Source organism: Rhizobium sp. 21-4511-3d (assembly GCF_053522545.1).
The window spans coordinates 122,219-143,228 of sequence record NZ_JBNWCF010000014.1 but is presented as its reverse complement, the minus strand read 5'-3'; the positions used below and the strand labels follow the sequence as shown (position 1 = coordinate 143,228).

The following is a 21,010-nucleotide window of genomic DNA, read 5'->3' as shown; positions in this document are numbered from 1 at the left end:
ATACGTCTATTCTTGTTTGTGCTATATATAATTCAATTTTGAACAAGATAGCATCTTGCCCGCACACTTTTGAGTGCGGGTCAAATGTCCCGGCATTGTGTTGGTCGCGCTCCGGAGCGCAGATCGAATGGGCAGCGTCCTCAGCGCCTACTGGCGCTGCGTCGCATAGGGTGCAATTGAACTTTCGGTCGTCCCGGCCGATGCTCCTGCAACGGGGCGGGGCCGAGGATTGAGATCCAACGGCGGATTGCAGACGCGAACTACTCTCTCTCCGCGGGACTGGGCGACCCGGATCAGTGAACACTCGAGCCGCTCTGCGACCACCGCCTGCCGACTGGCATAGGGCGCGCGAATAATGTCGGCTGCGCTGGAGGCCAAAGGCAATAGCAGGCTGACCGCAACGGCCGCCAAGGGGATCATGCATTTCGTAAATACCATCTTTGATCTCCTCACGAATTCTCGCCGTAGTAGGTCGCGTAGCGCGAATGATAATATTCAGTCGATCCGTGCGCTCGATAGAGCTTCATCTTGTCCATATCGACCTTGTTCAAAATAGCGCCAAGGCACTTGGCGTAAATCTCCGGTTCGCTCGAAAGAAGCTGCCGCGCGGCGCGCCGCGCCGTCCGCCCCCACTCGGCAACAAAAATGAAGCCATCGAGCTGTGTCGAGATGGCTCTGGAGTCAACGACAGGACCAAGCGGCGGCAAGTCTATGATAATGTAGTCAGCTTCGGCGCTCAGGGTTGCAAGCGTTGCCCGCATTGCAGGAGAAGCGAGAAGTTCGGAGGAGTGGGGAACGCGGTGCCTGATCACCGAAGGCAGAAATGCCAGACCGGTCTTCGTATTGCGGAGAAGCAGCCCCCGCGGATCCCTGCCGTCGATAAGCGTTTCCAGAAGGCCGGCCGTTGCGTGTGTCCCAAACTCGCGTGTTGCGCCCGGGTTGCGCAAGTCGCCGTCGATCAAGATCGTGCGGTTTCCTTGGTTGGCGAGCAATTCGGCGAGGTTCATCGCAACCGTGGATTTCCCCTCCCCGGGTAGAGAAGAGACGACGCCAATGATCTTGCAGGGCAAACTAGGCAGTCCCATATCGATGGCGACCTTTGCGCTGCGCATTGTTTCGGCAAACGAAGAAAGCGGATGGTCGATCACATAATTTGATGCGGATCGCATTTTCACGATCTCACCCGGCGCCGGTCTGAAATCCTTGCTGACACCAAACGGCTTTGCAGGGATCACGGACGCCATTCCCAGGAACTCCAGTCCGAGGCTATCTCTGACCTGATCGCCGGTTCTAAAGAACCGGTCACGGAATTCTCTGAAAGCGCCGATGCCCCCCCCGACCGCAGCGCCCATAATGGCAAAAAGAGCGAGGACGACGGGCTTCTTCGGATAACTTGGCGTGTCTGAGACGACACCGCGGGTAATAATTCGCGCGTCGGTGATCGGAAACGACTGCTGCTGGATCGCCGCTTGGTATCGCTGAAGAAAGGTCTGATAGAGATTACGATAGGTATCAGCCTCGCGCTCAAGTTCGCGCAGCTGAACCTGTGTTTCGTTGGATGTCGCGCTCACGCCCGTTGCCTGCGCCACGCTTTCTGTGAGCTCCTTTTCGCGCGCCTTTGCGACGTCGAGGTCACTCTTGTAGCTTTCAGCAATTCTGTTCAGCTCCTCAAACATGAGCCGCTGATATTCTGCCATTTCGCTCCTCAACCGCACAGCTTGGGCATGATCGGGGCCAAGGCGTGCAGCGATCTGCGCCTCACGCTTTGAGGCATCGAGGTACTTCTGGCGGAGGTCGTTGGAGACCGAGCTTCCAAGGACATCGGTCACGATCGCATCGCTCTGTCCCGATTGTATGATTTGCTGGATCCGGTCGAGGCGGGCCTGCGCGCGAGCCGTATCCGATTGAGCGACTATCATCGCGCTATTCAGTTCGGTCAGCTGCTGATCGGCAACCAGCACAGACCCCGCAGCAACAAGGCCGTTAGCGGTGCGGAATTTCTGTACAGCGAGGTCGGACTCAACCGACTTCTGTCGCAACTCTGCAATACGATCCTGGAGCCATCCGCTGGCTCTGCGGGTAGCGTCATACTTTGAGTTCAGCTTATCCAGGAGATAGGCGTCGCCGAACGCGTTCACGATCTCGGAAGCCAGTTGCGGAGAGGCGGACGAATAATCAACCTGAATGACGTAAGTGCGTCCAACACGCGAAATGGCGAGCTCCTTGAGCAGATGCGCAGCTGCCTTGGCCCGCTTGACGTCATCGCTCGTCTCGCCATCAGCACCTGCAGAGAGCCAGGACGTTTCCTTGGCCAGAGTACGTAGACGCTCGGCCAGCTTTCCGATCAGCGACTGTTGATCCGCTTTGAAAGCGGCATTGTTGATGAGGTTCAGTTTATCGACGACCGTCAAGGCGATTGCATCCGATCGAAGGATCTCGACCTCACTCAGGAATTCGCTCTCGTCGTTCATGCTAGGCGGGGCTTCCTGAACGGTCGAAAACTGGTTCGCAACTTCGCCGCTGCTTCGATCGATCAGGACGTTCAGGTTAGATGAATAGAAGGGAACAGCAGTGAAGACATAGATAACTCCGACCGCTATAGCCGTGACGGCTGCAGCTGCGACAACCAACCACTGACGGCGTACGACCCGCAGCAGACCTTCAATATCGATGCCGGCCGGCAGGCCGACTTCGTCCTCGCTGTCGCGCGAGGCGGCTTTGAAATCCTTATTATGAAGTAGCAATCGAGCCTCGCCTGTTTGATGCGATCTGCGGAAACTGGAACCGGCCGATCGCTTGATAGAGGCAGCCAGTGGCGCAGTATATTGAATACACCGTCTGGTCCGCCGATTTCAAGTGTTGCGTTAGGTATCGTACCGCTCTCGTAGTGCGTTGCTTGTCTCAGACGCGGGAAAGTTGAATTTCATTCTGCGATAGCAGTAAAATCGGCAACCATTTCTACTCCAAGCCAACGCTACGGTAGCGCGACATTCGAGAGATACCATAAGGCACAAAATAATTACAGGCTCAACACAAAGCTAATCGAATCGTTAACGCGCAAGGTTACGATCACGAGATTTTGTCGCTCGTCAATTTTATCTGTACTTGCGGTTTTGGGTCAGTATCATCTAACAGGATAGCGGCTGATGTCCTTTGAACGCCGCCATTTATTCTTAAGACTGGCACGGGCGAATGCGCTTCCTTCTACATGTGATCTTCCTGACACTCCCCTCTATTGCCCAGGCCGCTGACGCCTCAAAGATGCGTCTGGCGAGCGAGGTCGAAATTCGTTCAAGCTTGAAGGGAGCCGACAATTTGCGCGCCGCAAAGAATGGATACCAGTATCGGCCCGGTGGGTCCGTAGGCTACCGGATATCCAACGGCTCGATCTGCACAAAACAGATGACTCATATCGATTGCGTTGTTGTCTATTCGGATGGCCGCAAGCTCGAGATTATCGACAGCAAGGGTAATCGCGAATTCCTTCCCTAGGTGACGGATGTCGGTTTTCAAGCTTGTCCCGCCAGACTAATGGTGATCGGCTCCATGTACACATTCACAGCCCTATCACGGAGACAATCGTGATTACTCGCCGGTCATTCATTTGCTCCGCAGTTGGGACAGGACTTGCAGCACGGAGTGGTTTTGCAAGTTCTGCTCTGCCGCCAAAGCAAGATTCGACCACACCGGAAGCATGGCACTCATCCGAGGACGGCGACGACTGGCACCCGGCCTTCGAGCGCGCGCAAGAAAATGCCTCAACCATTCGGCTTGGGCCGAGGGTCTACGAGCTCGGGCGCGCTGTAATGAACAAATCTGACCGGAGATGGATCGGAGCAGGCGATCAGACAATCCTTCGCAACATGCGCGACCCGCGAGTGCCCGATGTTCTCCACTGCGCGTTCATGATGGGCAACATGCATCCGGCTGCATTCGGAGCCGGAGACCATCCGAACAAGCGCCTTCCGATCATTCGCGCCAATGGCATGCGAAAAGGAGATCGCATTGTCCGGCTATCGCGGATGGGAGATGCGGACGCCTTTCGACCCGGCCTTGCAGTACTCCTTAGAACCTCGGCCGAAGCCAAGGGGGATGGCTATGTTTTCCCGACGTTTGCTCAGTTCAATATCGTGGAAAAGGTTGAAAATGGCGACCTCACGTTGATCTATACCTGCCTGAGCGATATCGAAGATGCCTGCGTTTCGCCGATCGATCGTACGGTTGATACCTTCATGTCCGGCGTCAACCGGGCATCCACGAAATGGGGCATGGTGCAGAATGTGCATATTCGCAACCTCGCGATCGAAGCGGATTACATCACCTCGACAAGAACCGGAATGTTCGGTTGCTCTATTTCCGACATTAGTATCAAGGCGGGAAAGGCCGCTCTAGCGATCAACGCCGCGATCAAATCCCAGTTCGACCGCATCCAGGCAATCGATTGCACGGACAGAATCCTCGAGGTCAAATGCTTCTCCGACAGCTCGCGTTTTTCCGAAATCCACGGCAATGTGGTTTCTTCCCGCACGCCGCACAACATGATCATCGATATAGGCGAGCGCTCCAACTGCATCCATCTTACGCGCATCAAAGCAAGGAAGGACGCCAGTGAGAGTCCGTCGGCGATCTTTGCGAACGAAGGTCCTGGCAATGTCCTTGAAGATTTCGATTTCGAGATCACCGGGTGTCCCGAGAATTACACCCCGATGTATCTGTTTTCATCGCGGCTGGGACCAGCGACGGGATCGGTGATCCGGAACGGCGTGCTGAAGGCGCCGCCGCAATGCGCCCGTCATCTTCAGATAGGAGGGGGAGGCGGGTCGCAGCCTGTCGATTACACGGTCGATCGCGTGTCGCTTCAGGGAGTGACGACTATGAGCCAGTCGGTGTGGGTCGCCGGCGGTGGCCGGGGCGGTATTGTGTCCGACTGCAGGTTCCCCTACCCCGTACGGACCGAACCGGGAGCTGTTCCTCCGCAGGAGAGAGGCAATGTAGTCACGGGCTGACTTATTTTGCCGCATGGGACCTGAACTTCAAGGGTTCGAAGATCGCCTAGTCGCTCTGAGCCACATCGCGCCAACGAACAAGAGCTGCCGGGTTGCCGGCGTAGACGCCGCCCTGCCGGAGCTCGCGAAACGCCACGCCCCGCGCCCCAAGAACGGCGCGCTTGCCGACAGTGACGCCTGGCCCGACGAAAGCTTCGGCGGCAACCCATGACCCCTCACCCAGCGATATCGGTTTCGTCCGCAAGGGAAATGCCGCATCGTAGATGTCATGGGTCCCGGCGCAGAGGTGGGCGCGCTGCGACACCAGGGCAAACCGCGACAAGTGGATCTTGTCCATATTGTAGCAGATCGAGCCGGGACCGAGGCAGGCATGCGCCTCCATAACGAGGTTCGCAGGCAGCCAGATCGCAACGCCAGGATATATTTTTGCGGTCGCATCGATCGTTCCACCGAAGGATCGAACCAGGAACCGGCGCCAGCCGTGCAACGGGGTCGGCGACCATTTCCCGAATACTCCCCAAACGAGGTTCCAGACCGCGCGGCGGAGGCGGTGCTTGACTGGGAAAGTCGCGCCACCGGTCATTGGAGTTTTCTTCATCACTTTTCGGATGCCGCCTGTTCCAGGAGTTCGCTAAGATCTTGCGCTGCAGCTTCGATGCCGAAGTAGTTGAGATAGCCCTGACGCGCTGACCGGCGCATGTGCATCTTGTCTTCGACCGTCATCGACAGCCATTGGAGGAGGAGCTGGCGAACACCGGCGACCGTATCTTCTTCAGCTATCCCGCCACCGGAAGCAACGACCTCCTGCCAAATGTTGACGCGCTTCGTCACCAGGGCGGCCGTTCCGCTGGCCATGGCCTCGGCAACGACAAGTCCGAAATTCTCCTGATGGGACGGCAGAATAAAAGCCTCGGCGTTGCGCAGCGTCGTCCATTTTTCGGTACCGGCAATCATGCCCGGCCAGTGAACGCGCCTTTCAAGGCCAAGCTCGCGGACGCGCCTTTGTAGCTCTGGTTGGATTCCCGCATGATCAGGTCCCGCAATGACGAGGTCCAGCCCTCCGAATTCGCCTGCGATCGAGCAGAATGCCTCTACGAGCAGGTCGCAGCCCTTCTTCGGATCTATCCTCCCCAAGAAGAGCAAGTAAGGGCGGTCATATCCCAGCTGTGACGGTTCAGTCGGCGGAACATCCGAAATGCCGAACCTGACCACTTTTTCGCGATATCGCTGGCCGAAGAAGGCGCCGTGCGCGAGTTGACGCTCCTGCTCGCAGGTGAAGAGCATTGCCTTTGCGGAAGCGACCAAAGGCCCTTGCAGAGCAGACCAATAGAGCTGCTTCACCCAGTGTTTTACAGGCTTCTGCCTCTTGAAGAATGGATCCATCATCCCGTGAGAGAAGACATAATAGGGCAGCCGGGCTCGTCTTGCGCCAATTGCGCCGCCGATCGTGGCGTGATGCCAAAGTCCCTCGATGATCACCGCAGAGAACCGGCCGGCATTATTGACCATCCAGCGCGATAGTCTAGGAGTGTATTTGTAAGGAAGCGGCCAGGAGCCCAGTGCGGTGATCGGAAAGGGAAACGACGATAGGAAGGCACTGTCTGGATCATCCAAGCAGACGACTTCGGTCTCCCAACCTAGCTCAAGCAATGCCGTGCTGCTTGCCTTCAACGCTTCGATTGGGCCGCCGGTCTTTGGATCGGCACTTCCAATAACCCGGAGGACCCGGCCTCTCGGCATCTTGTCATTTGTCATCGATATGCCCAGCCCGTGAAAAGTTTGCCGAGAGAGACGCCACTCGTCCGATGTGATTAGCCGTGTTGGAATCCAGCTTACTCCGCCTTGCTTGCGTCGTATCGCATCGATGCCGCTTGCTGCCGCAGGCGAACTTGTTCCCGTTCTTCCTTGGTCAGGTCGGTCTGGCCGGAGATGTTATGGAAAAAGGGGAGCTTGGGGCTGAGATCTCGAACGGGAACTGCCGGAACTCCGCTCAAGAGTTTGTATGGTTCCTTGTATGCCTTGCTCAGGACCGAACCCGCAGAAACGACGCAGCAATCAGGGAGGGCACAGCCCTTGAGAAGAATGCATCCCGTCGCGATAAAGCAATGTTCACCAATGACAATAGGGGCGCATGACTGGGTCAGCGTTGCGAAGTCGATATTGTGGGTGAGAATTTGGCAGCGGTTTCCGCCGATAAAGCTGTAGGCGCCGAGGACGAGCCGATCGGTACATTCGATCAGATTGCGGTTGGTAATGCCTGCGTGCCGATTGAGATGAAGCTGCGGATACCGGTTCGGGAATTTCTTGAAGTAGCGTTCGCCACCAAGAGGAAAGCCGGAAATCCAATTCATGTGGGTTATACGCGCGCTGTCATCGAGACGAATCTCTTCAAGTCCCTTGGCGAAATTGAGATGCCCGATCCAACTGTCTTCGGCCATGATCAATTTCCTCGGCAGAAGGATGGAATAGCCTATGCGCGCGCGCTTGTGTATCTGGAACCCGAAGACGCGATTGAGCAGGAACCGGCGGATGCCCCAAGGTAGGGCCATCAGGATAACCTGAAAGACGATTGCCAAGGACGTCATGTTGTTCTCCTGAAATTACGCTGAACAAGAAGGAGTATGATGAGGGCGATACCGACCACGTCGACGATGATGTCGGCCAGAAGCAGTCCCGAAGCGCCCCAGCTGTCAACCAAGACAAACGACGATGCCCCACCCAGGGCTGTCGCGGCCGAAGCAACCACGAACATCCTGTGAAACTGACCCAGTGCAGCGAGGCCTTGGTACAAGGCAAGCGCGAGCGCGTTGGTTATCAGACATGGCGCGAAGACGAGGATAAGCACGCCGCTTTCGCGGAACTGGTGCAGGTTGAGTGCCAGGGCCAAGGTCGCACCTGACATCACCAGCACGGCAAAGGCGACACTGGCAGCGCTTCCAAGCTTCTGCGACCTGATGATCGCTTTCGTGAGCCCTCTATCGACCCTGCTCAAATTCGAAACCAGCTCGGAAAACTCGACACGCCGGATAAAGCCGACGACTTGTGCGACAGCGACGAAAATCTGCTTTACATAGATAAAAACGGCGGTCGCTTCCGGTCCGAGATAGACATTGCAGAGATGGATCTGAAGGCGGAAATAGAGCTGCCCGGGCAAAATCGATCCAAGAAGCGAAAGCGAATCGCGAACCTTATGTTTCACGCCACGAAGGGTCGGGCGGCGAAACTTCACCGGATGCCCGGCGCCGGTGAGCACCTTCAATTGCAGCATCACAGACAGGAAGAACCCGAGGGACAATGCACCGCCCGTCGTCATCCCGACGTGGTCGAGACCGACAAGCAAGGTCAGGACAAGCAGCACTGAAGAGAGAATGAAGGGCAATGCGTTTGCAATTCCATTGAAGCCGCTCAATCTCAAGCCATCGAGAATTCCAGCGAAGTTGAAGGCCCAGACCATGAGGGCCGCGGCTCCGAAGCTGGCATACTCGATCGTGAACCGGCTGACGTCGAAAGCGAAAATTGTCGCCGTGGCAAGGAACGCAAGAATGGCTGCCACACCAAGCCGGATGACGCACATTTCCCAGTAGGTCTGCCACAGGTCGTCTTCGTCGCTCTGCGGATCGTAAACCTTCGCAGCGTGCCGGGCCAACGTGGTTGTCCCGCCGGCATCGACGATTGTCGTGCACAGCAAAGCATAGGAAATGTGAGTGCCGAACAGCGCAAGCACTGAAAGCTGGCCAGTGGCCATAAGCCAGGTCTGGGCCAGGAAGGTCGACCCCTGTCCCATGCCATAGCCGAGAACCAGGAGGACAAGGTTGCGGAGCTTTGCGCCACCAAAACGAAAGCGTTCTGCTGCCTGTACGGTCATAGCGCGGAAGACCTTCGATCACCGAAGGGACGTATACTTAGCATTTCGACTATATTTCCTATGCAATACAACCAGACGCATTCGTGAAGTTCATGTGATATCCCCAAGCTATCAAGCGTCAGTAGCAGATGCATGACGATATTGTGTGAGAAACACATTTTAACATTAACGCGTCCGCTGTTGATATCTGTCCAATAGTAGCGGCTGAAGGTGATCCGCAGATGTTCGTACTCTTCATAGGGGCGTTATTATCGCGATCGACTACCTCATCTTCGTTAGAAGCCTGGGTGGAGCGGTTGGCCGGATGGCACAAAACCGCTGGCGACGCGGAAAAGGCCTAAGTGGTGGAGTGCTCGCTCAGCTGCTTAGCTCGGGCACCGGCGTTAGCCGGATGCTCATACAAAGGTGTCCGGACCGTTCTTCACAACGAATGCACTTCGAATGTCGAGGTTGCATACCGAGCCGTCGATCGCGCCAATGCAAAGTGCGCCGGATTTTACCGGCGCGGTGCAGACGAAGTCTGCGACACGGCGTCCTGGGCCGCTCAGCTCGGCGGTCTTCGACACCAGTAACCCATCACGCGATGCCGCAGTCAGACCCATCAGCCAGGTGCCTCCCGAGCGAGCGGTGATATCGATACAGGCACGAACCCTGTCCCCCGTAGCGAGGGACCCAAGGGAAATCGACGCGCCACTACCCTTGCGTCCGTCGCTATGGACACGAACATTGCCCGGCCCAACCCAGGTAGCCGAACCTCCGTATGGCGAGGCCTGTATTGAAACAGACCCGGTAGGAAAGTCGGTATCGATGGCCGGTCGCAGAACCGGCACTTTAATGGTGCCGGCGCGCCGCGCCCATACGCGCGAATAGGTCATTTCATCGTCAAACGTTTCGAAGAACACGACTGGTCCGACGACCTGCGGAAGCCAACTATCATAGCTCTGTGCCCGGGCGAGGAGATCACCGCCAGCATTGAAAAGTGCCAAGAGCAGCCATTTTCCGCTCACGTTTGCCGTCAACTTATATCGATTGCCGACGGTGAGCCGGAACGGCTGCTCGGGACCGCGCCATGCAAATGGGTGGTTTGCTTTGAGGTCGCCGAAATAGGCCTTGTCGCCGAGCTCGGGACCGAAGCCGCCAACTCCAAGATAGATATGCAGCAAGCGGAGGTCGCTGAAATCAAGCGTGGCGGGTGTCGAATCCGGAAACATTGCGAGTACGGGGGGTTGTGTGCCGAGTCCCCAGACGAATTCACATCCCAACTCATCTGCGATCATCGGAAGTTCCGACATCGCGTAGCCAACGCCATCTCCGCGGGACGATTGCCTCAATTCGCCGCCTGCGGCCTGCAGCAGCGCCGCATTCGCCCCGAACGTCTGCCACGGAGGGCCGACAAGCGGTGTTCTGCCGGCTACTGGCCCGCTAGATCCCGTGAAGTCGTCAAGCAACAGGTAGCTGGGATCAGCTACAGCGGCGACGCTACCTGTCCCTGCCGCAGATTTGTGTCCATCCGAAGCACCGGCTCGGCTCGATATGGCGGCAGCACCAAGACCGGATACGAAGGTTCGACGTGTGAGGCGCAAAGTCGTCTCCTTGGAATTTTGCGATCGCCGCGCTTTCGGATAGAAAACAACTCGGGGTCCATCCGCAACAGAATTTCTTGTTGTTCGTTGGCGCGTCCAAGGCTTCTGCGCGAAGTGTAGTGTTACTCAGCTTGTCCTCTGTGCGAGAACAATTGAGCATGTTATACACGCTTTGAGCTGATTTAGGGGCATGGCATTGGCTGATGTAGCTGTAATTATTCTGACAAAAAATGAAGAAATCCATATTGAAAGATGTATTTCTTCCGTAAAGGCCTTCGCTCGAAGCGTCCATGTCATCGATTCCGGATCAACCGATCGCACGCGAGATATCGCGGCACGCCTCGGCGCTGAGGTGCTTGAAAATGCCTGGGTCAACCACGCTGATCAATTTCAATGGGCATGCGATCATGTTTCTTCCAACGCCCAGTGGATCATGCGGCTGGATGCAGACGAGATCATCGAGAGCGAACTAGCCGCGGAAATTCAGGAGCGGCTTGACGACCTGCCTGATCAAGTCGTTGGCGTGACGATCGATCGCAAGCACGTTTTCATGGACAAGTGGATCAGGCACGGCGGTCGTTTCCCTATTCGCCTTCTCAGAATATTTCGTCGAGGCAAGGGACGGGTCGAGCAGCGATGGATGGACGAGCACATCCTCGTATGGGGCGGCGAAACAGTTCATTTCAAGGGGCTTTTTGTCGATCATAATCTCAATGATTCCGACTTCTTCACGACCAAGCACCTTGGATACGCGACAAAGGAGGCCATCGAGATTCTCAATCAACGCATGGATCTATTCCCGCGCGACCAGGAACTAATGAGTGGAGGACCGCGGCAGGCAGCAGCAAAGCGATGGGTGAAAGAAAATATCTACAACAGGATTCCCTTTCCGATCGCTACTCTTGGCTATTTTCTATACCGCTATGTTGTTCAGCGTGGTTTCCTCGATGGCCGCGAAGGCTTGATCTATCACTTCCTGCAAGGCTTTTGGTATCGCTTCCAGGTTGGCGTCAGGCTTGCCGAGCTTGAAAGGGTAGTGGCTGCTTCGGAGGATCCGCCTTTGGTTGCTCTGCAAAAGGCCACAGGACTGCAGCTGGGAAAATCGCAGGCACGACCCTAACCGGCGTTTTGGCTCTGCCACCAAGGGGACAGCAATGATCAGGCTTGCTCTTTACGTCTCATACTATCTGCTCAATTTGCTGACCGAAGTTGATGGCGTCGCCGTTATTGGGACGCTGCCGCTTGCACTTGTCTGCTGCTGGAACGTTGCGCGCATACGGTCGAAATATTTCACCGTTTCCGACATGTTCTGGTTTCTGATGTATATTTTCTTCGCAATTGGCCCACTGCAGGCCCTGCGAAACGGCTACTTCGATCATGGTGGCCCTGCTGATGGATACCCGATCCTCAACTCAGAAATCCTGATTGCTTGCGCGATCCCGCTGATTTTCTCGCTGTTCATCACGCTGTTGGGCTATCTGCCGAAAAGTCAGGTGCGCGAGGAAAGGCGCTTCAACGTTTCTGTCAGATACGCACCCTTGCTCGCAGCGGCGATGATGGTCTTCTTTGCCGCCTTCATCGTTACCTCTGGCGGCTTCACCAATGCGTTCGCTCCCCGTTATTTGAAGGCATACGAAGAAACTTCGTTCCTGTCGGTCGTGTGCTTCGGGGGCCAGGTTGTTATCGCTGCGATCTATACGACTATCGGCTTCGGCAAGCCACTGGCGAGGAGACACCGTGTTGTCTACTACCCGATTCTTGCCATTGTCCTCGGTCTCTTGCTGCTAACCGCCAATCCGATCAATTCGGCCAGATACTTCTTGGTGGCAGCCTGGATGCCGATCGGATTCATCGTTCTCAGGGGACGTGTAGGGGCCATGCAGGTCTATAGCTTTCTAAGCTTTGCATTGCTGATCCTGATGCCTCTGCTCAGCATCTCGACCCGTGAAGGTACCTTCTCGCTGGCCAATATCGACTTCAGCCATCTCGACGATTCGATGTTCAAGATCCCGTTCCTCGACGTTTTCGACATGATGGTCTACGAGGTCAATTACGTGAGCCGCAGCGGATTTTACTGGGGCGGGAAAACATTTGGCGTCCTGTTCTTCTTTGTGCCAAGAGCCATCTGGGCCGGCAAAGAAACTCTCCTCGCCATCGACATGGGTCAAGAACTGGTGGGGATGAGACTTGCAGGGACAGACAACCTGTCTCTGTTCTTTGGCGGTGAGTTTTATGCCGATGGGGGACTGGCCGGCGTTGCCCTCGGTTCGGCTGCCGTCGTTCTCTGGCTCTACCGCTTTGCAATCCCTCGGGCCATCACCGTCAACGGCATCAATATGTCGGCGCTCATCCTGATGGCCGCCCTGCCGATCCTGCTGCGTGGTCCGATCGGTGCAAACCTTCCATTGACGGTTTCGGAATACGTGATCCTGGCGTTGATAACCGCTGTCCTTGGTCGCAAGGCGAAGCCTGTGGGAGCGGCAGTGCGGGCAAGGCTCATGGACTTCCAGACCTGGCGCCAAGCCCGAACACAACGGTTACGCCGAACGTGATGCAGCTCTGGCCGCGCCCCCCAAAGGCAAGATAGCGACCAGCTGCGACCGGGAGGCGACGAGCTCCGATCGTGCTCTAGTGCGAGAGATCCCGCACCGCATCGCGGGTGTCCACGACATCCTTTGAAACACCGGACGCCGTCGAAGTGACGGAGTTCAAGATATCCAGGAACTTAAGCAGTTCGACAGAATCTGCATTCGTGATGTAGATGACGTCCTTGTCCTGCATCGGGAATTTTTGCATGGCAAAGAACGCACCCGGATCACGCAGGTTGGCTCGGAAAATGACCGGAACGCTATCAGTCGTGAAGCGTGAGACGTCGACGCCGAGCCTTGCAAGCAAAAGCTTGTCGACGACGCGATAGAGCATGACCTGGGAGGGATTGGCCCGGGTGTCGACAAGGCCGCCAGCCTTTGCCAGCGCCTCGCCGAACGTAAGGTTGGACTCCTCGAAGTCGAACCGGCCATTGAGACCGGACGCTCCGAATGCCAGATAGGTCCTGCGCTCGCGATCGATCAGGATTGTGTCGCCTGGAGCCACGTAGACGTTTTCCGCCGGAATCGCAGCGAGGCGGCTGTACTGGACGGTCGCACTGCGACCACGCCGCTGCAGAGTGACGTAGGTCTCGATCCCGGGGGCACTCAATCCGCCAGCCTCGGAAATCACATCGAGGATCCGTTCGCCTGCTTCGGTCAGCTCAATCTTCGACGGTGAGCGGACGTCGCCAAGAACGGCGACCTGCGCGGAGCGGCTGCTTATCTTCGTGATGAGGACTTGAGGTTCGATAGCGCGATTAGACAGTTTATTTTCGATATCAGCCTGGACAGCTTCCACAGATCGTCCCGCCGCTTTCACGCGACCGGCGTACGGTACGCTCACGGTGCCATCGTGGTCAATCGTCTGATTGGGGAGCGAAACGTAGTTTCCGGGACGGCTACCGGCATCAGCGGGAATGAAAAGGCCGCCCGATTGTGACTCGAACACAGACACCTGGACAACGTCTCCGACGCCGAGCGGCAGGGACGGGGCGCTGCCGCGCCCGCCTCCGGCGCCGAACCCACCGGAAAAGGACGTCAGCACTGACTGCGTCATGTTGGCGAGCACCGTCTTGTTAATATCGACAAGAGCGTAATCAATGCCAACGGTTTTCGCTTTGCTGGCCGAAGTCACCTTGACGGTTGCACCGGCTTCCAAGGCCTTCTCGCTAGGTCCGGCGCTCGGCAGCGACGTGCAACTGGAAAGGACGGAAGCTACGGCCGCAAGCAGACCTATTTTCTGATGAAACTGCAATTCTCGCCCCTTAAAACCGTCGGCACACTATTCGAACGAGCAAATTCAATTCCAGAAAAATACTGGCATCACATGCTCATCGAGGCGATCTTGAGTATTAACGTTGCGGAATTAACACACTGTCCCGATATCACCACTATCAATGACTTGAGATAGTCGGCGCCAGAGAGCAACCATGAAGTTACCGAACCAATCTATACTCCCGGCAAAGTATCCATCGCGACTTTTCCCGGTTGTTGAGATCGGCATGTGTTCGTGGAACAGCGTTAGGTTTCTCATCCTGCGGTCGCCGTCATTCGCTCAGGATTACCGATGAGAGGCGATCGATCGCGGTGGTACGAGTTAGCTGCTGCAGGCACTCGTTCCGCGTTGTCTCGGACCCTGGGCTTGCGCGGTTGCCCGCTTGGACTGTGATTGCTTCCGCAAGGACGGTCGAGTTTCCCGGGGGTACGATCGTTGCTGCGTCCTTTAAGAATTCGACGAGCTCCGTTCCCTCTTCTGCAGTTACCAGGACGGAGCGACCGCTTGCCAGCATGCCACCGAGCTTGGAAGGAAGGACGAGGTCGGCAGCACCCTTGTCCTGTGGCAGGACATGCAGGTCGGCCATGTTCAGAAATGCATTGAGTTTGGCTTCTGGCTGGAAGGGAAGGAACGAGACGTTCTGCAGGTGCCCATATCGTGCGGTTAGTTCCGTCTTGAGGGGGCCAGCTCCGGCAACGACAAAGCGGATATGCTTAAGGTCCACAAGGTTTTCCGCCGCATCGAGAAGCACGTTAAGCCCCTGTTTGGCACCGATATTTCCTGAATAAAGGACGACAAAGTCTTCGGCTGAAAATCCGAGCTCGGCGCGATAAGGGCTGACGTCTCTCAAAGGATAAATATGAGACAGATCCACCCAGTTTCGCACCACCGTCAGGCGTGATGTAAGAACCCCCTTTTCTTCCAGTTTTTCAGCCATGCGGTTGGAGATCGTGATCACTTGATCGAAGCGCTTCAACGAAAATGCCTCGAATGCAAAGCCGAGCTTCTTGAGCCAGCGCCTTGAGCCGAGATGCCCAACGGCAAAGGCCGCATCAACCTCCAGATCTTGGGCATGGAGGACGGTACGAGCTCCGACAAGCTTGGCTGCAAATTGGGCGATCGGCGCGGCAAACAGTGTCGGCTCCACGCAGAAGACGACCGTCGGGCGCTGCTTCAGGATTTGCCAGAGCACAACGGGCGCTGAATACAAGGCGAACGACAGCGGAGCAAGCAGCCGCCAGATGCCCTTCATCTGCTCGCGCAATATCAGTGGCGCGCGAATGACCGGAACTCCGTTTTCAGTCATCGTGGAGTACCGGTTGCGGTATCCCGGCATGACTTTCCAACCGGGATAATGCGGCGGTGTGGTGATGACGGTGATATCGCCTCCGGAGGCGCGAAGATGTTGCGCTATCTCCCCCGTGTAACGGCCAACCCCAGCCATCTCAGGGGCATAGTTCATTCCATAAACCAGAACTCGCTTGCTTGTGCGAGCCGCTGGCGCCTCGCCATTGGCGTGAGGCCGAAAGTTGCTTGGCTCAGTCAGAGCGATGCCGGATGCAGTCTTTGTACTAGATCGAGGCAATACCAAATTCCCTACAAATTACCCGCGCGCATTTTCTGTACCGGTCAGAAGAAACTTCTCAACTTGACCAGTTTCAGAGCGTGCCGGCGAACCATCATCCGTCTTTTCTCATGCTCAGTCACGCGACCACGACGAAATTCTTCAACTTTTGGTACAAAACCGACGGGAGGTGAAGAAGACTTCGCGTTAAGCGCTATTGAACTGTCGTTGCTGGTACCGCACCACAGTAACAGCGGCAAGACATTGTAGTGATGTTAGTTAACTGGGGCAATTTAACCAAATGGCAGGGATACTAATCCATATAGACTAAGGCCTATTTGCTTTTGTTCTAGGCAGCGTTTGCCAAGACGGTTCAAAATGGCCGAAGGCTTGATTGGGAATACAAGAAACTCGCGAAAGAAGTTGTCAAGCGCACGCCCGACGAGATCGGCTACCACGCACCGCGCCGAGGCCGTCCGATCAGTTCCATCCGGCTCGAACTTAGTCTTGGTCAGCAACAAAAGAACCTAAGGCAGCTGAACGTGTGCAGCGAACCGGCAATTTCCAGAGCGCATACTTCGACTTTGGCCATCCAACAATGATTGCTTATAAGCCTTAAAAGCGTCGGCGATATTCGGCGGGCGACATGCCGGTCTCGCGCCGGAACAGCCGACGGAAGGCTGCCATGTCTCGATAGCCGACGATGCGCGGGATCTGCTCGACCGGACGGCGAGACAGTTGCAGCATCTCCTTGGCTTTTTCAATGCGCAGGGTCTGGACATACTCGGTCGGACGGAGCCCGGTTGCGTATTTGAACCGCCGCGGGAAGGTGCGCTCCTCGAGCTTGGCGTGCCTGCTCATGCGCGCGACGTCAATGGCTTGACCTTGCGTATCAAGCAGCATGTGCTGTACGGACAGGATCGCGTCGTCACCGTGATCCATGCGCGGGATGAAGGACTTATTGTTGCGCTGTTCTCGTCCGGCGGTATCCACCAGCATGAAGCGGCTGGTCTGCATCATCACCGCAGTTCCGAAGATGCGTCCGCACAAGCGAATGCCGAGATCGGTCCAGGCCATCAAGCCGCCGGCGGTGACGATCGTCTCCCCTTCGACGATGATCTCGTCGATCTTGAGGCTGACATTCCTGAACCGCCTTCGAAACTCGTCGGCGTCAGCCCAGTGTGTCGAGGCCGTCAGCCGGTCGAGCAGTCCGGCTTCAGCGAGCATGAACGAACCTGCGTAGGAAGTGGCGAGTGTCGTTGCCCTATCGTGCAACGCGCGAATCCACGACAGGAACGGCGCGGCCTCCTCTGTCGATACCGGGCCTGAAAGCCGCCCCGGAATGATCAGGACATGCGGTCCGGCGGTGTTTTCGGCACTGTCGTCGCGCCTTATCCGCCCGCTCGTGTCGAGCGACCACCGGTGGACCTGAGCCTTGGTTCTCAGGCTTCCGCCCTCCTGGGTCGCAAACCTGTTGGCGATCGCCAGCAGATCCGCCATACCAAGCATGGCCGCCTCGTGAGTTTCGGGATAGGCGAGGATGCCGACTTCGACAGAGCTCGGGAAGGGACCGATCTGGGTCATGCTGCACTCTCCTCATCTCACGAACGTGGAGCGATGCAGCCGGACCCCAGGGTCCAGCCGCCGTTGTGCTATCAGTCCCCAGCTGCCTCTTCGATCACCGCCACCACCTTGTCCAGATGAGAGATCATGATGACATGGCTGGAATCGACTTCCGTTACCTTGGCATTGGCGCGCTTGTACATCCAGCGCTCCAGCTCGGGACCTTCGTCGCCACCATGGCAAAAGTCGGTTTGTCCTTCCAGACCGCCGCCTTGGCCGGGGTGGCGAGCGCGTCCTTGTGGATCAGTACCTGCGATTACGCCATGAACGCGGCCTGTGCCCTGGGCAGATCGGCCGCAAAGTCTTCGTGCAGGTGATCGGGATCGATCATCAGATATCCGCCGGAGACCCCCTTCACGTTCGGCGCGCCGGCTGCCGGAAAGCGGGCATGCAGCGAGGCGGTCGTCTCGCCAACCTCCGGCATGATACCGGCAACATAGACCAGAGCCTTGGCCGTCGCCCGGCGCCAGCAGCCGGGACGTGTTGCATTCTCGATCGCGGCCGACGATCGGGCCAGTGTTGCATCGATGGCGGCAAGATCAACGCCGGACAGATTTTCGAGGTTATCGTCATCCTCCCCTCCCCTCTCGCATCAATGGCGGTAGCGCTCCGGATTGTGGCGGCGGCCTCCAACGCTGCAGTGCCGGCCGACGTGATCTCCGATGTCTGTCATAGCGCTCGGATACCGTCTGCTGAAAGAGCCCAGTCCAGCGATTGTGCGGCAATGCGCCGGCGGGTACGAAGAAAGTCGCGGGCGATGGTGAGGTCGGCGGTCGGCGTGCGGATGTCTCGGGTGGCGTCGGGAAGAATGAGGTCTTCGAGATGCACCAGCTCGCCGTCGATCCAGAGAGAAGCGCAAGCGTCGGCGAAATTTCGCTGCTCAAGGAATCCGGCGCCGATCGGCGAGCGCGCAATCCGCCCGTCTAGGCGGGTTAACGCCGCGGTCGCGTTGGTGTCGGCCGCATGAGCGTTGTCACGCTGGTTCTCGAAGGGTCATAAAACATTGGATTTATGGTAAACATGCCATTAAAGAGAAGTGATATTACCAATCACTTCCGTCATGCCTGCGTATTTTTGACGGCATCTTAACCATCGATAATGATCGGTTATCGATGGTAGTTGATCTGGAGTCGCAAATCAGCAAAAGTCGGGGCAAATCACGGCCGCAAAGGCCACGGAAACCGCTGGTTTGAGGGCAGGAACCGCACGATGGATGTGACGCTGCAACTGACACGCTACCCAGGCCTTGACGATCGCATCACCATCCTGCGTGCCGCCGACGAGGTCGACGCCGTGTTCGTCCGGACCAAGCGGTTCAACGTCCTCGTCGATACCCTGGCCACCCCCGCCCTGTGCCGGCAAGCCCTCGACCTGCTCGCCGGACAGATGGCAGGGCGGCCGCTGCTGGTGGTCAATTCGCATATGGACTGGGATCACTTCTGGGGCAATGCCGCCCTCGACCGCCAGGTGCCGATCATCGCCCATGGCAAGGCGATCGATCGGCTCAGCGATCCGGCCGCGCGAGAAATCCTCGCCGAGAAGCAACAGGAGGCCCGGTTCGACGCGGTCGAACTGATCGCCCCCACCATCACCTTCGATGGCGAGAGCATGGTCGTGCATGGCGGTGACCTGACCCTCAAGCTCATCCATACCCCTGGGCATACGCCCGACCATATTGCCGTCTGGATCCCGGAGATTCGAACCTGCCTGGCGGTCGATACCGTCGAACACCCGATACCGGAAGTCTGGAGCAGCGATCCTGCCGATCTCAGCGCCCTCATTGCCTCCCTGAACCGGATCCGCGACCTCAAGGCCGACTACGTCGTCCTCGCCCACGGCCAGACAGCCGCCCCGGCGGTGGTCGATGCCAACCTCCACTATTTTGCCACCCTGCGTGACCGTGTTGACGGTCTCACAAACACGGAACGGAACGACGCCGGTCTTGCCGACCGTGACGGCCTGCGATTGCAGGACCTGGTGACCGTGCCGAGAGACATGTCCGCCGAGACGCGCGCCTTCTACGAACGGTGTCATCAATCAAACATTGCCGCGATGCTCGCCGCCCGCAACGCCGGAATCGATCCGTTCCGCGAGCCTGCCAATGACTAGGAAACCGAACGGGGTTGAGGCCCGCGCCGAGCAGCTGGAAACCATTGCCGCGGTGCTGCCGATCGAGCGCCGCGATGAGCTCGCCGAGCTGCTGACCGACCACGATATCGAAACGCTGCGCCATCTCGTCAACGAAGGCATGGGCGACAACACGCTGCGCGCCATCACCTCGGATCTCGCTTATCTCGAAGCCTGGGGTCTCGCTGCCACCGGCAGCTCTCTACCCTGGCCGGCGCCGGAAGCGCTGCTGCTGAAGTTCGTCGCCCATCACCTCTGGGACCCGCTCCGGAAGGAGGCCGATCCCGATCACGGAATGCCGGTCGCGGTCGCTGATAACCTTCGCAGCCAAGGCTTTCTCAAAGCATCGGGACCGCACGCCCCGGCAACCGTGCGCCGGCGGCTGGCCAGCTGGTCGACCCTGACCCATTGGCGCGGTCTGGAGGGCGCCTTCACCTCCCCTCCCCTGAAGGCGGCCATTCGCCTGGCGGTGCGCGCCGCACCACGCCAACGACGGCGCAAGAGCCCCAAGGCGGTCACCGGAGATGTCCTCTCAAGGCTGCTCGCGACCTGCGAGAGCGGAAGCCTGCGCGATCTGCGCGACCGGGCGATCCTGATGGTGGCGTTTGCCTCGGGCGGCCGTCGACGCAGCGAGATCGCCGCGCTCCGCGTCGACCAGCTCACCGTCGAGGCGCCGATCGAGCAGAAGGATGGCCCTCCCCTTCCCTCACTGGCCATTCATCTTGGCCGCACGAAGACGACATCGGGTGAGCGGGACGAAGTCGTCTACCTCACTGGCCGGCCGGTCGAGGCGCTGAACGGCTGGATGGCGGCTGCCAGAATCGACAAGGGTAGCGTCTTCAGGGGGATCGGGCGCTGGGGGACGGTGTCACGTCGTCCGCTCGATCCACAGTCGATCAACGCCATCCTCAAGCTGCGAGCAGCGATGGCCGGGCTGGAACCGGGAGAGTTTTCGGCCCATGGGCTGCGGTCGGGTTATCTCACGGAGGCTGCAAATCGTCGCATTCCCCTCGTCGAAGCGATGGAGCAATCGCGCCATCGATCGGTGCAGCAGGCGTCGAGCTACTATAACGACGCCACCCGACGCACCGGCAATGCAGCGAGGTTGATCTCCTAATCTTGTCGCGCCATGGAACGCGGGCGCGATCCCCCCGCCCGCTGGGTAGCACCTCTGTGTCGATGCAGCAAGATTTCGTTCCAAAACGTGCGCGGCAGGCTCAGTCAGGTTTCAATAGACCAATCGGGTACATATGGTTCCCTGAATTCCACGAAGCGCTTGCTGGATCCCGTCAGCATTGGCCGAAACTCCCTACACTTCAACGACGACCTAGCCAGTGTCGCCATGGGTCTGAAGGAACTCGGCTACGATAGTCAGGCC

Annotated in this window: 16 protein-coding genes and 1 pseudogene; 6 read left to right on the top strand and 11 right to left on the bottom strand. The window is 57.6% G+C overall.

Annotated features, from left to right (window positions below):
• Nucleotides 1-449 precede the first annotated feature (449 nt).
• The gene (locus tag ACQZ5H_RS26360; RefSeq protein ID WP_449099429.1) at nt 450-2,744 is read right to left on the bottom strand and encodes a Wzz/FepE/Etk N-terminal domain-containing protein; all 2,295 of its coding nucleotides are present in this window, start codon (nt 2,742-2,744) and stop codon (nt 450-452) included.
• A 448-nt stretch (nt 2,745-3,192) separates the two neighbouring features.
• Between ACQZ5H_RS26360 and ACQZ5H_RS26355 the strand changes: the two genes are divergently transcribed.
• Together ACQZ5H_RS26355 and ACQZ5H_RS26350 are read left to right on the top strand one after the other, a co-directional pair.
• The gene (locus ACQZ5H_RS26355) at nt 3,193-3,492 is read left to right on the top strand and encodes a hypothetical protein (RefSeq protein ID WP_449099428.1); all 300 of its coding nucleotides are present in this window, start codon (nt 3,193-3,195) and stop codon (nt 3,490-3,492) included.
• Between the two features lie 314 nt (nt 3,493-3,806).
• A complete protein-coding gene (locus ACQZ5H_RS26350; RefSeq protein ID WP_449099427.1) occupies nt 3,807-5,006 on the top strand; it encodes a hypothetical protein in 1,200 nt (399 codons plus the stop codon).
• A 46-nt stretch (nt 5,007-5,052) separates the two neighbouring features.
• Here the strand turns inward: ACQZ5H_RS26350 and ACQZ5H_RS26345 are convergent, their stop codons facing one another.
• The 5 genes from ACQZ5H_RS26345 to ACQZ5H_RS26325 all read right to left on the bottom strand — a co-directional run bounded on the left by ACQZ5H_RS26345 (nt 5,053) and on the right by ACQZ5H_RS26325 (nt 10,148).
• Nucleotides 5,053-5,589, bottom strand: a complete 537-nt coding sequence (locus tag ACQZ5H_RS26345) for a putative colanic acid biosynthesis acetyltransferase (RefSeq protein ID WP_449099426.1) — start codon at nt 5,587-5,589, stop codon at nt 5,053-5,055.
• A 14-nt stretch (nt 5,590-5,603) separates the two neighbouring features.
• Nucleotides 5,604-6,761, bottom strand: coding sequence for a glycosyltransferase (locus tag ACQZ5H_RS26340; RefSeq protein WP_449099425.1), 1,158 nt, complete (start codon nt 6,759-6,761; stop codon nt 5,604-5,606).
• 77 nt (nt 6,762-6,838) lie between these two features.
• On the bottom strand, nt 6,839-7,591 hold the full coding sequence (locus tag ACQZ5H_RS26335; protein WP_449099424.1) for an acyltransferase: 753 nt from the start codon (nt 7,589-7,591) through the stop codon (nt 6,839-6,841).
• On the bottom strand, nt 7,588-8,871 hold the full coding sequence (locus ACQZ5H_RS26330; protein ID WP_449099423.1) for a lipopolysaccharide biosynthesis protein: 1,284 nt from the start codon (nt 8,869-8,871) through the stop codon (nt 7,588-7,590). The genes ACQZ5H_RS26335 and ACQZ5H_RS26330 overlap by 4 nt, the downstream gene beginning before the upstream one ends.
• 395 nt (nt 8,872-9,266) lie before the next feature.
• Complete coding sequence (locus ACQZ5H_RS26325) at nt 9,267-10,148, bottom strand: hypothetical protein (RefSeq protein WP_449099422.1); 882 nt, start codon at nt 10,146-10,148, stop codon at nt 9,267-9,269.
• 496 nt (nt 10,149-10,644) lie between these two features.
• Here ACQZ5H_RS26325 and ACQZ5H_RS26320 point away from each other — a divergent pair, with 496 nt between their 5' ends.
• Nucleotides 10,645-11,574 carry a glycosyltransferase family 2 protein gene (locus tag ACQZ5H_RS26320; protein ID WP_449099421.1) on the top strand — a complete coding sequence of 310 codons (930 nt, stop codon included), beginning with the start codon at nt 10,645-10,647 and terminating at the stop codon, nt 11,572-11,574.
• Between the two features lie 34 nt (nt 11,575-11,608).
• Nucleotides 11,609-13,006 (top strand): hypothetical protein, encoded by a 1,398-nt coding sequence (locus ACQZ5H_RS26315; RefSeq protein ID WP_449099420.1) that lies wholly within the window; start codon nt 11,609-11,611, stop codon nt 13,004-13,006.
• A 76-nt stretch (nt 13,007-13,082) separates the two neighbouring features.
• Here the strand turns inward: ACQZ5H_RS26315 and ACQZ5H_RS26310 are convergent, their stop codons facing one another.
• From ACQZ5H_RS26310 to ACQZ5H_RS26290, 5 genes and pseudogenes are all read right to left on the bottom strand, one after another.
• A complete protein-coding gene (locus ACQZ5H_RS26310; protein WP_449099419.1) occupies nt 13,083-14,297 on the bottom strand; it encodes a polysaccharide biosynthesis/export family protein in 1,215 nt (404 codons plus the stop codon).
• Nucleotides 14,298-14,589: 292 nt separating this feature from the next.
• Nucleotides 14,590-15,780 (bottom strand): WcaI family glycosyltransferase, encoded by a 1,191-nt coding sequence (locus tag ACQZ5H_RS26305; RefSeq protein WP_449099418.1) that lies wholly within the window; start codon nt 15,778-15,780, stop codon nt 14,590-14,592.
• A gap of 717 nt (nt 15,781-16,497) precedes the next feature.
• Entirely contained in the window at nt 16,498-17,466 is a 969-nt protein-coding gene (locus tag ACQZ5H_RS26300; RefSeq protein ID WP_449099417.1) for a GlxA family transcriptional regulator, read from the bottom strand.
• A 295-nt stretch (nt 17,467-17,761) separates the two neighbouring features.
• Nucleotides 17,762-17,929, bottom strand: coding sequence for a hypothetical protein (locus tag ACQZ5H_RS26295; protein ID WP_449099447.1), 168 nt, complete (start codon nt 17,927-17,929; stop codon nt 17,762-17,764).
• A gap of 12 nt (nt 17,930-17,941) precedes the next feature.
• Nucleotides 17,942-18,509 (bottom strand): annotated as a pseudogene (locus ACQZ5H_RS26290) (RHE_PE00001 family protein); the annotation flags it as partial.
• Between the two features lie 205 nt (nt 18,510-18,714).
• Between ACQZ5H_RS26290 and ACQZ5H_RS26285 the strand changes: the two are divergent.
• Together ACQZ5H_RS26285 and ACQZ5H_RS26280 are read left to right on the top strand one after the other, a co-directional pair.
• On the top strand, nt 18,715-19,614 hold the full coding sequence (locus ACQZ5H_RS26285) for an MBL fold metallo-hydrolase (protein WP_449099416.1): 900 nt from the start codon (nt 18,715-18,717) through the stop codon (nt 19,612-19,614).
• Entirely contained in the window at nt 19,607-20,749 is a 1,143-nt protein-coding gene (locus tag ACQZ5H_RS26280) for a tyrosine-type recombinase/integrase (protein ID WP_449099415.1), read from the top strand. The genes ACQZ5H_RS26285 and ACQZ5H_RS26280 overlap by 8 nt, the downstream gene beginning before the upstream one ends.
• The last annotated feature ends 261 nt before the right edge of the window (nt 20,750-21,010 follow it).

Excerpts from the sequence above, each read along its gene's own strand:
- ACQZ5H_RS26355 (WP_449099428.1), top strand. The coding sequence starts at position 3,193 with ATGCGCTTCCTTCTACATGTGATCTTCCTGACACTCCCCTCTATTGCC.
- ACQZ5H_RS26340 (WP_449099425.1), bottom strand. The coding sequence starts at position 6,761 with ATGACAAATGACAAGATGCCGAGAGGCCGGGTCCTCCGGGTTATTGGA.
- ACQZ5H_RS26350 (WP_449099427.1), top strand. The coding sequence starts at position 3,807 with ATGAACAAATCTGACCGGAGATGGATCGGAGCAGGCGATCAGACAATC.
- ACQZ5H_RS26305 (WP_449099418.1), bottom strand. The coding sequence starts at position 15,780 with ATGAACTATGCCCCTGAGATGGCTGGGGTTGGCCGTTACACGGGGGAG.
- ACQZ5H_RS26280 (WP_449099415.1), top strand. The coding sequence starts at position 19,607 with ATGACTAGGAAACCGAACGGGGTTGAGGCCCGCGCCGAGCAGCTGGAA.
- ACQZ5H_RS26345 (WP_449099426.1), bottom strand. The coding sequence starts at position 5,589 with ATGACCGGTGGCGCGACTTTCCCAGTCAAGCACCGCCTCCGCCGCGCG.
- ACQZ5H_RS26320 (WP_449099421.1), top strand. The coding sequence starts at position 10,645 with ATGGCATTGGCTGATGTAGCTGTAATTATTCTGACAAAAAATGAAGAA.
- ACQZ5H_RS26300 (WP_449099417.1), bottom strand. The coding sequence starts at position 17,466 with ATGACCCAGATCGGTCCCTTCCCGAGCTCTGTCGAAGTCGGCATCCTC.
- ACQZ5H_RS26315 (WP_449099420.1), top strand. The coding sequence starts at position 11,609 with ATGATCAGGCTTGCTCTTTACGTCTCATACTATCTGCTCAATTTGCTG.
- ACQZ5H_RS26295 (WP_449099447.1), bottom strand. The coding sequence starts at position 17,929 with ATGCCGGAGGTTGGCGAGACGACCGCCTCGCTGCATGCCCGCTTTCCG.
- ACQZ5H_RS26330 (WP_449099423.1), bottom strand. The coding sequence starts at position 8,871 with ATGACCGTACAGGCAGCAGAACGCTTTCGTTTTGGTGGCGCAAAGCTC.
- ACQZ5H_RS26285 (WP_449099416.1), top strand. The coding sequence starts at position 18,715 with ATGGATGTGACGCTGCAACTGACACGCTACCCAGGCCTTGACGATCGC.
- ACQZ5H_RS26325 (WP_449099422.1), bottom strand. The coding sequence starts at position 10,148 with ATGATCGCAGATGAGTTGGGATGTGAATTCGTCTGGGGACTCGGCACA.
- ACQZ5H_RS26335 (WP_449099424.1), bottom strand. The coding sequence starts at position 7,591 with ATGACGTCCTTGGCAATCGTCTTTCAGGTTATCCTGATGGCCCTACCT.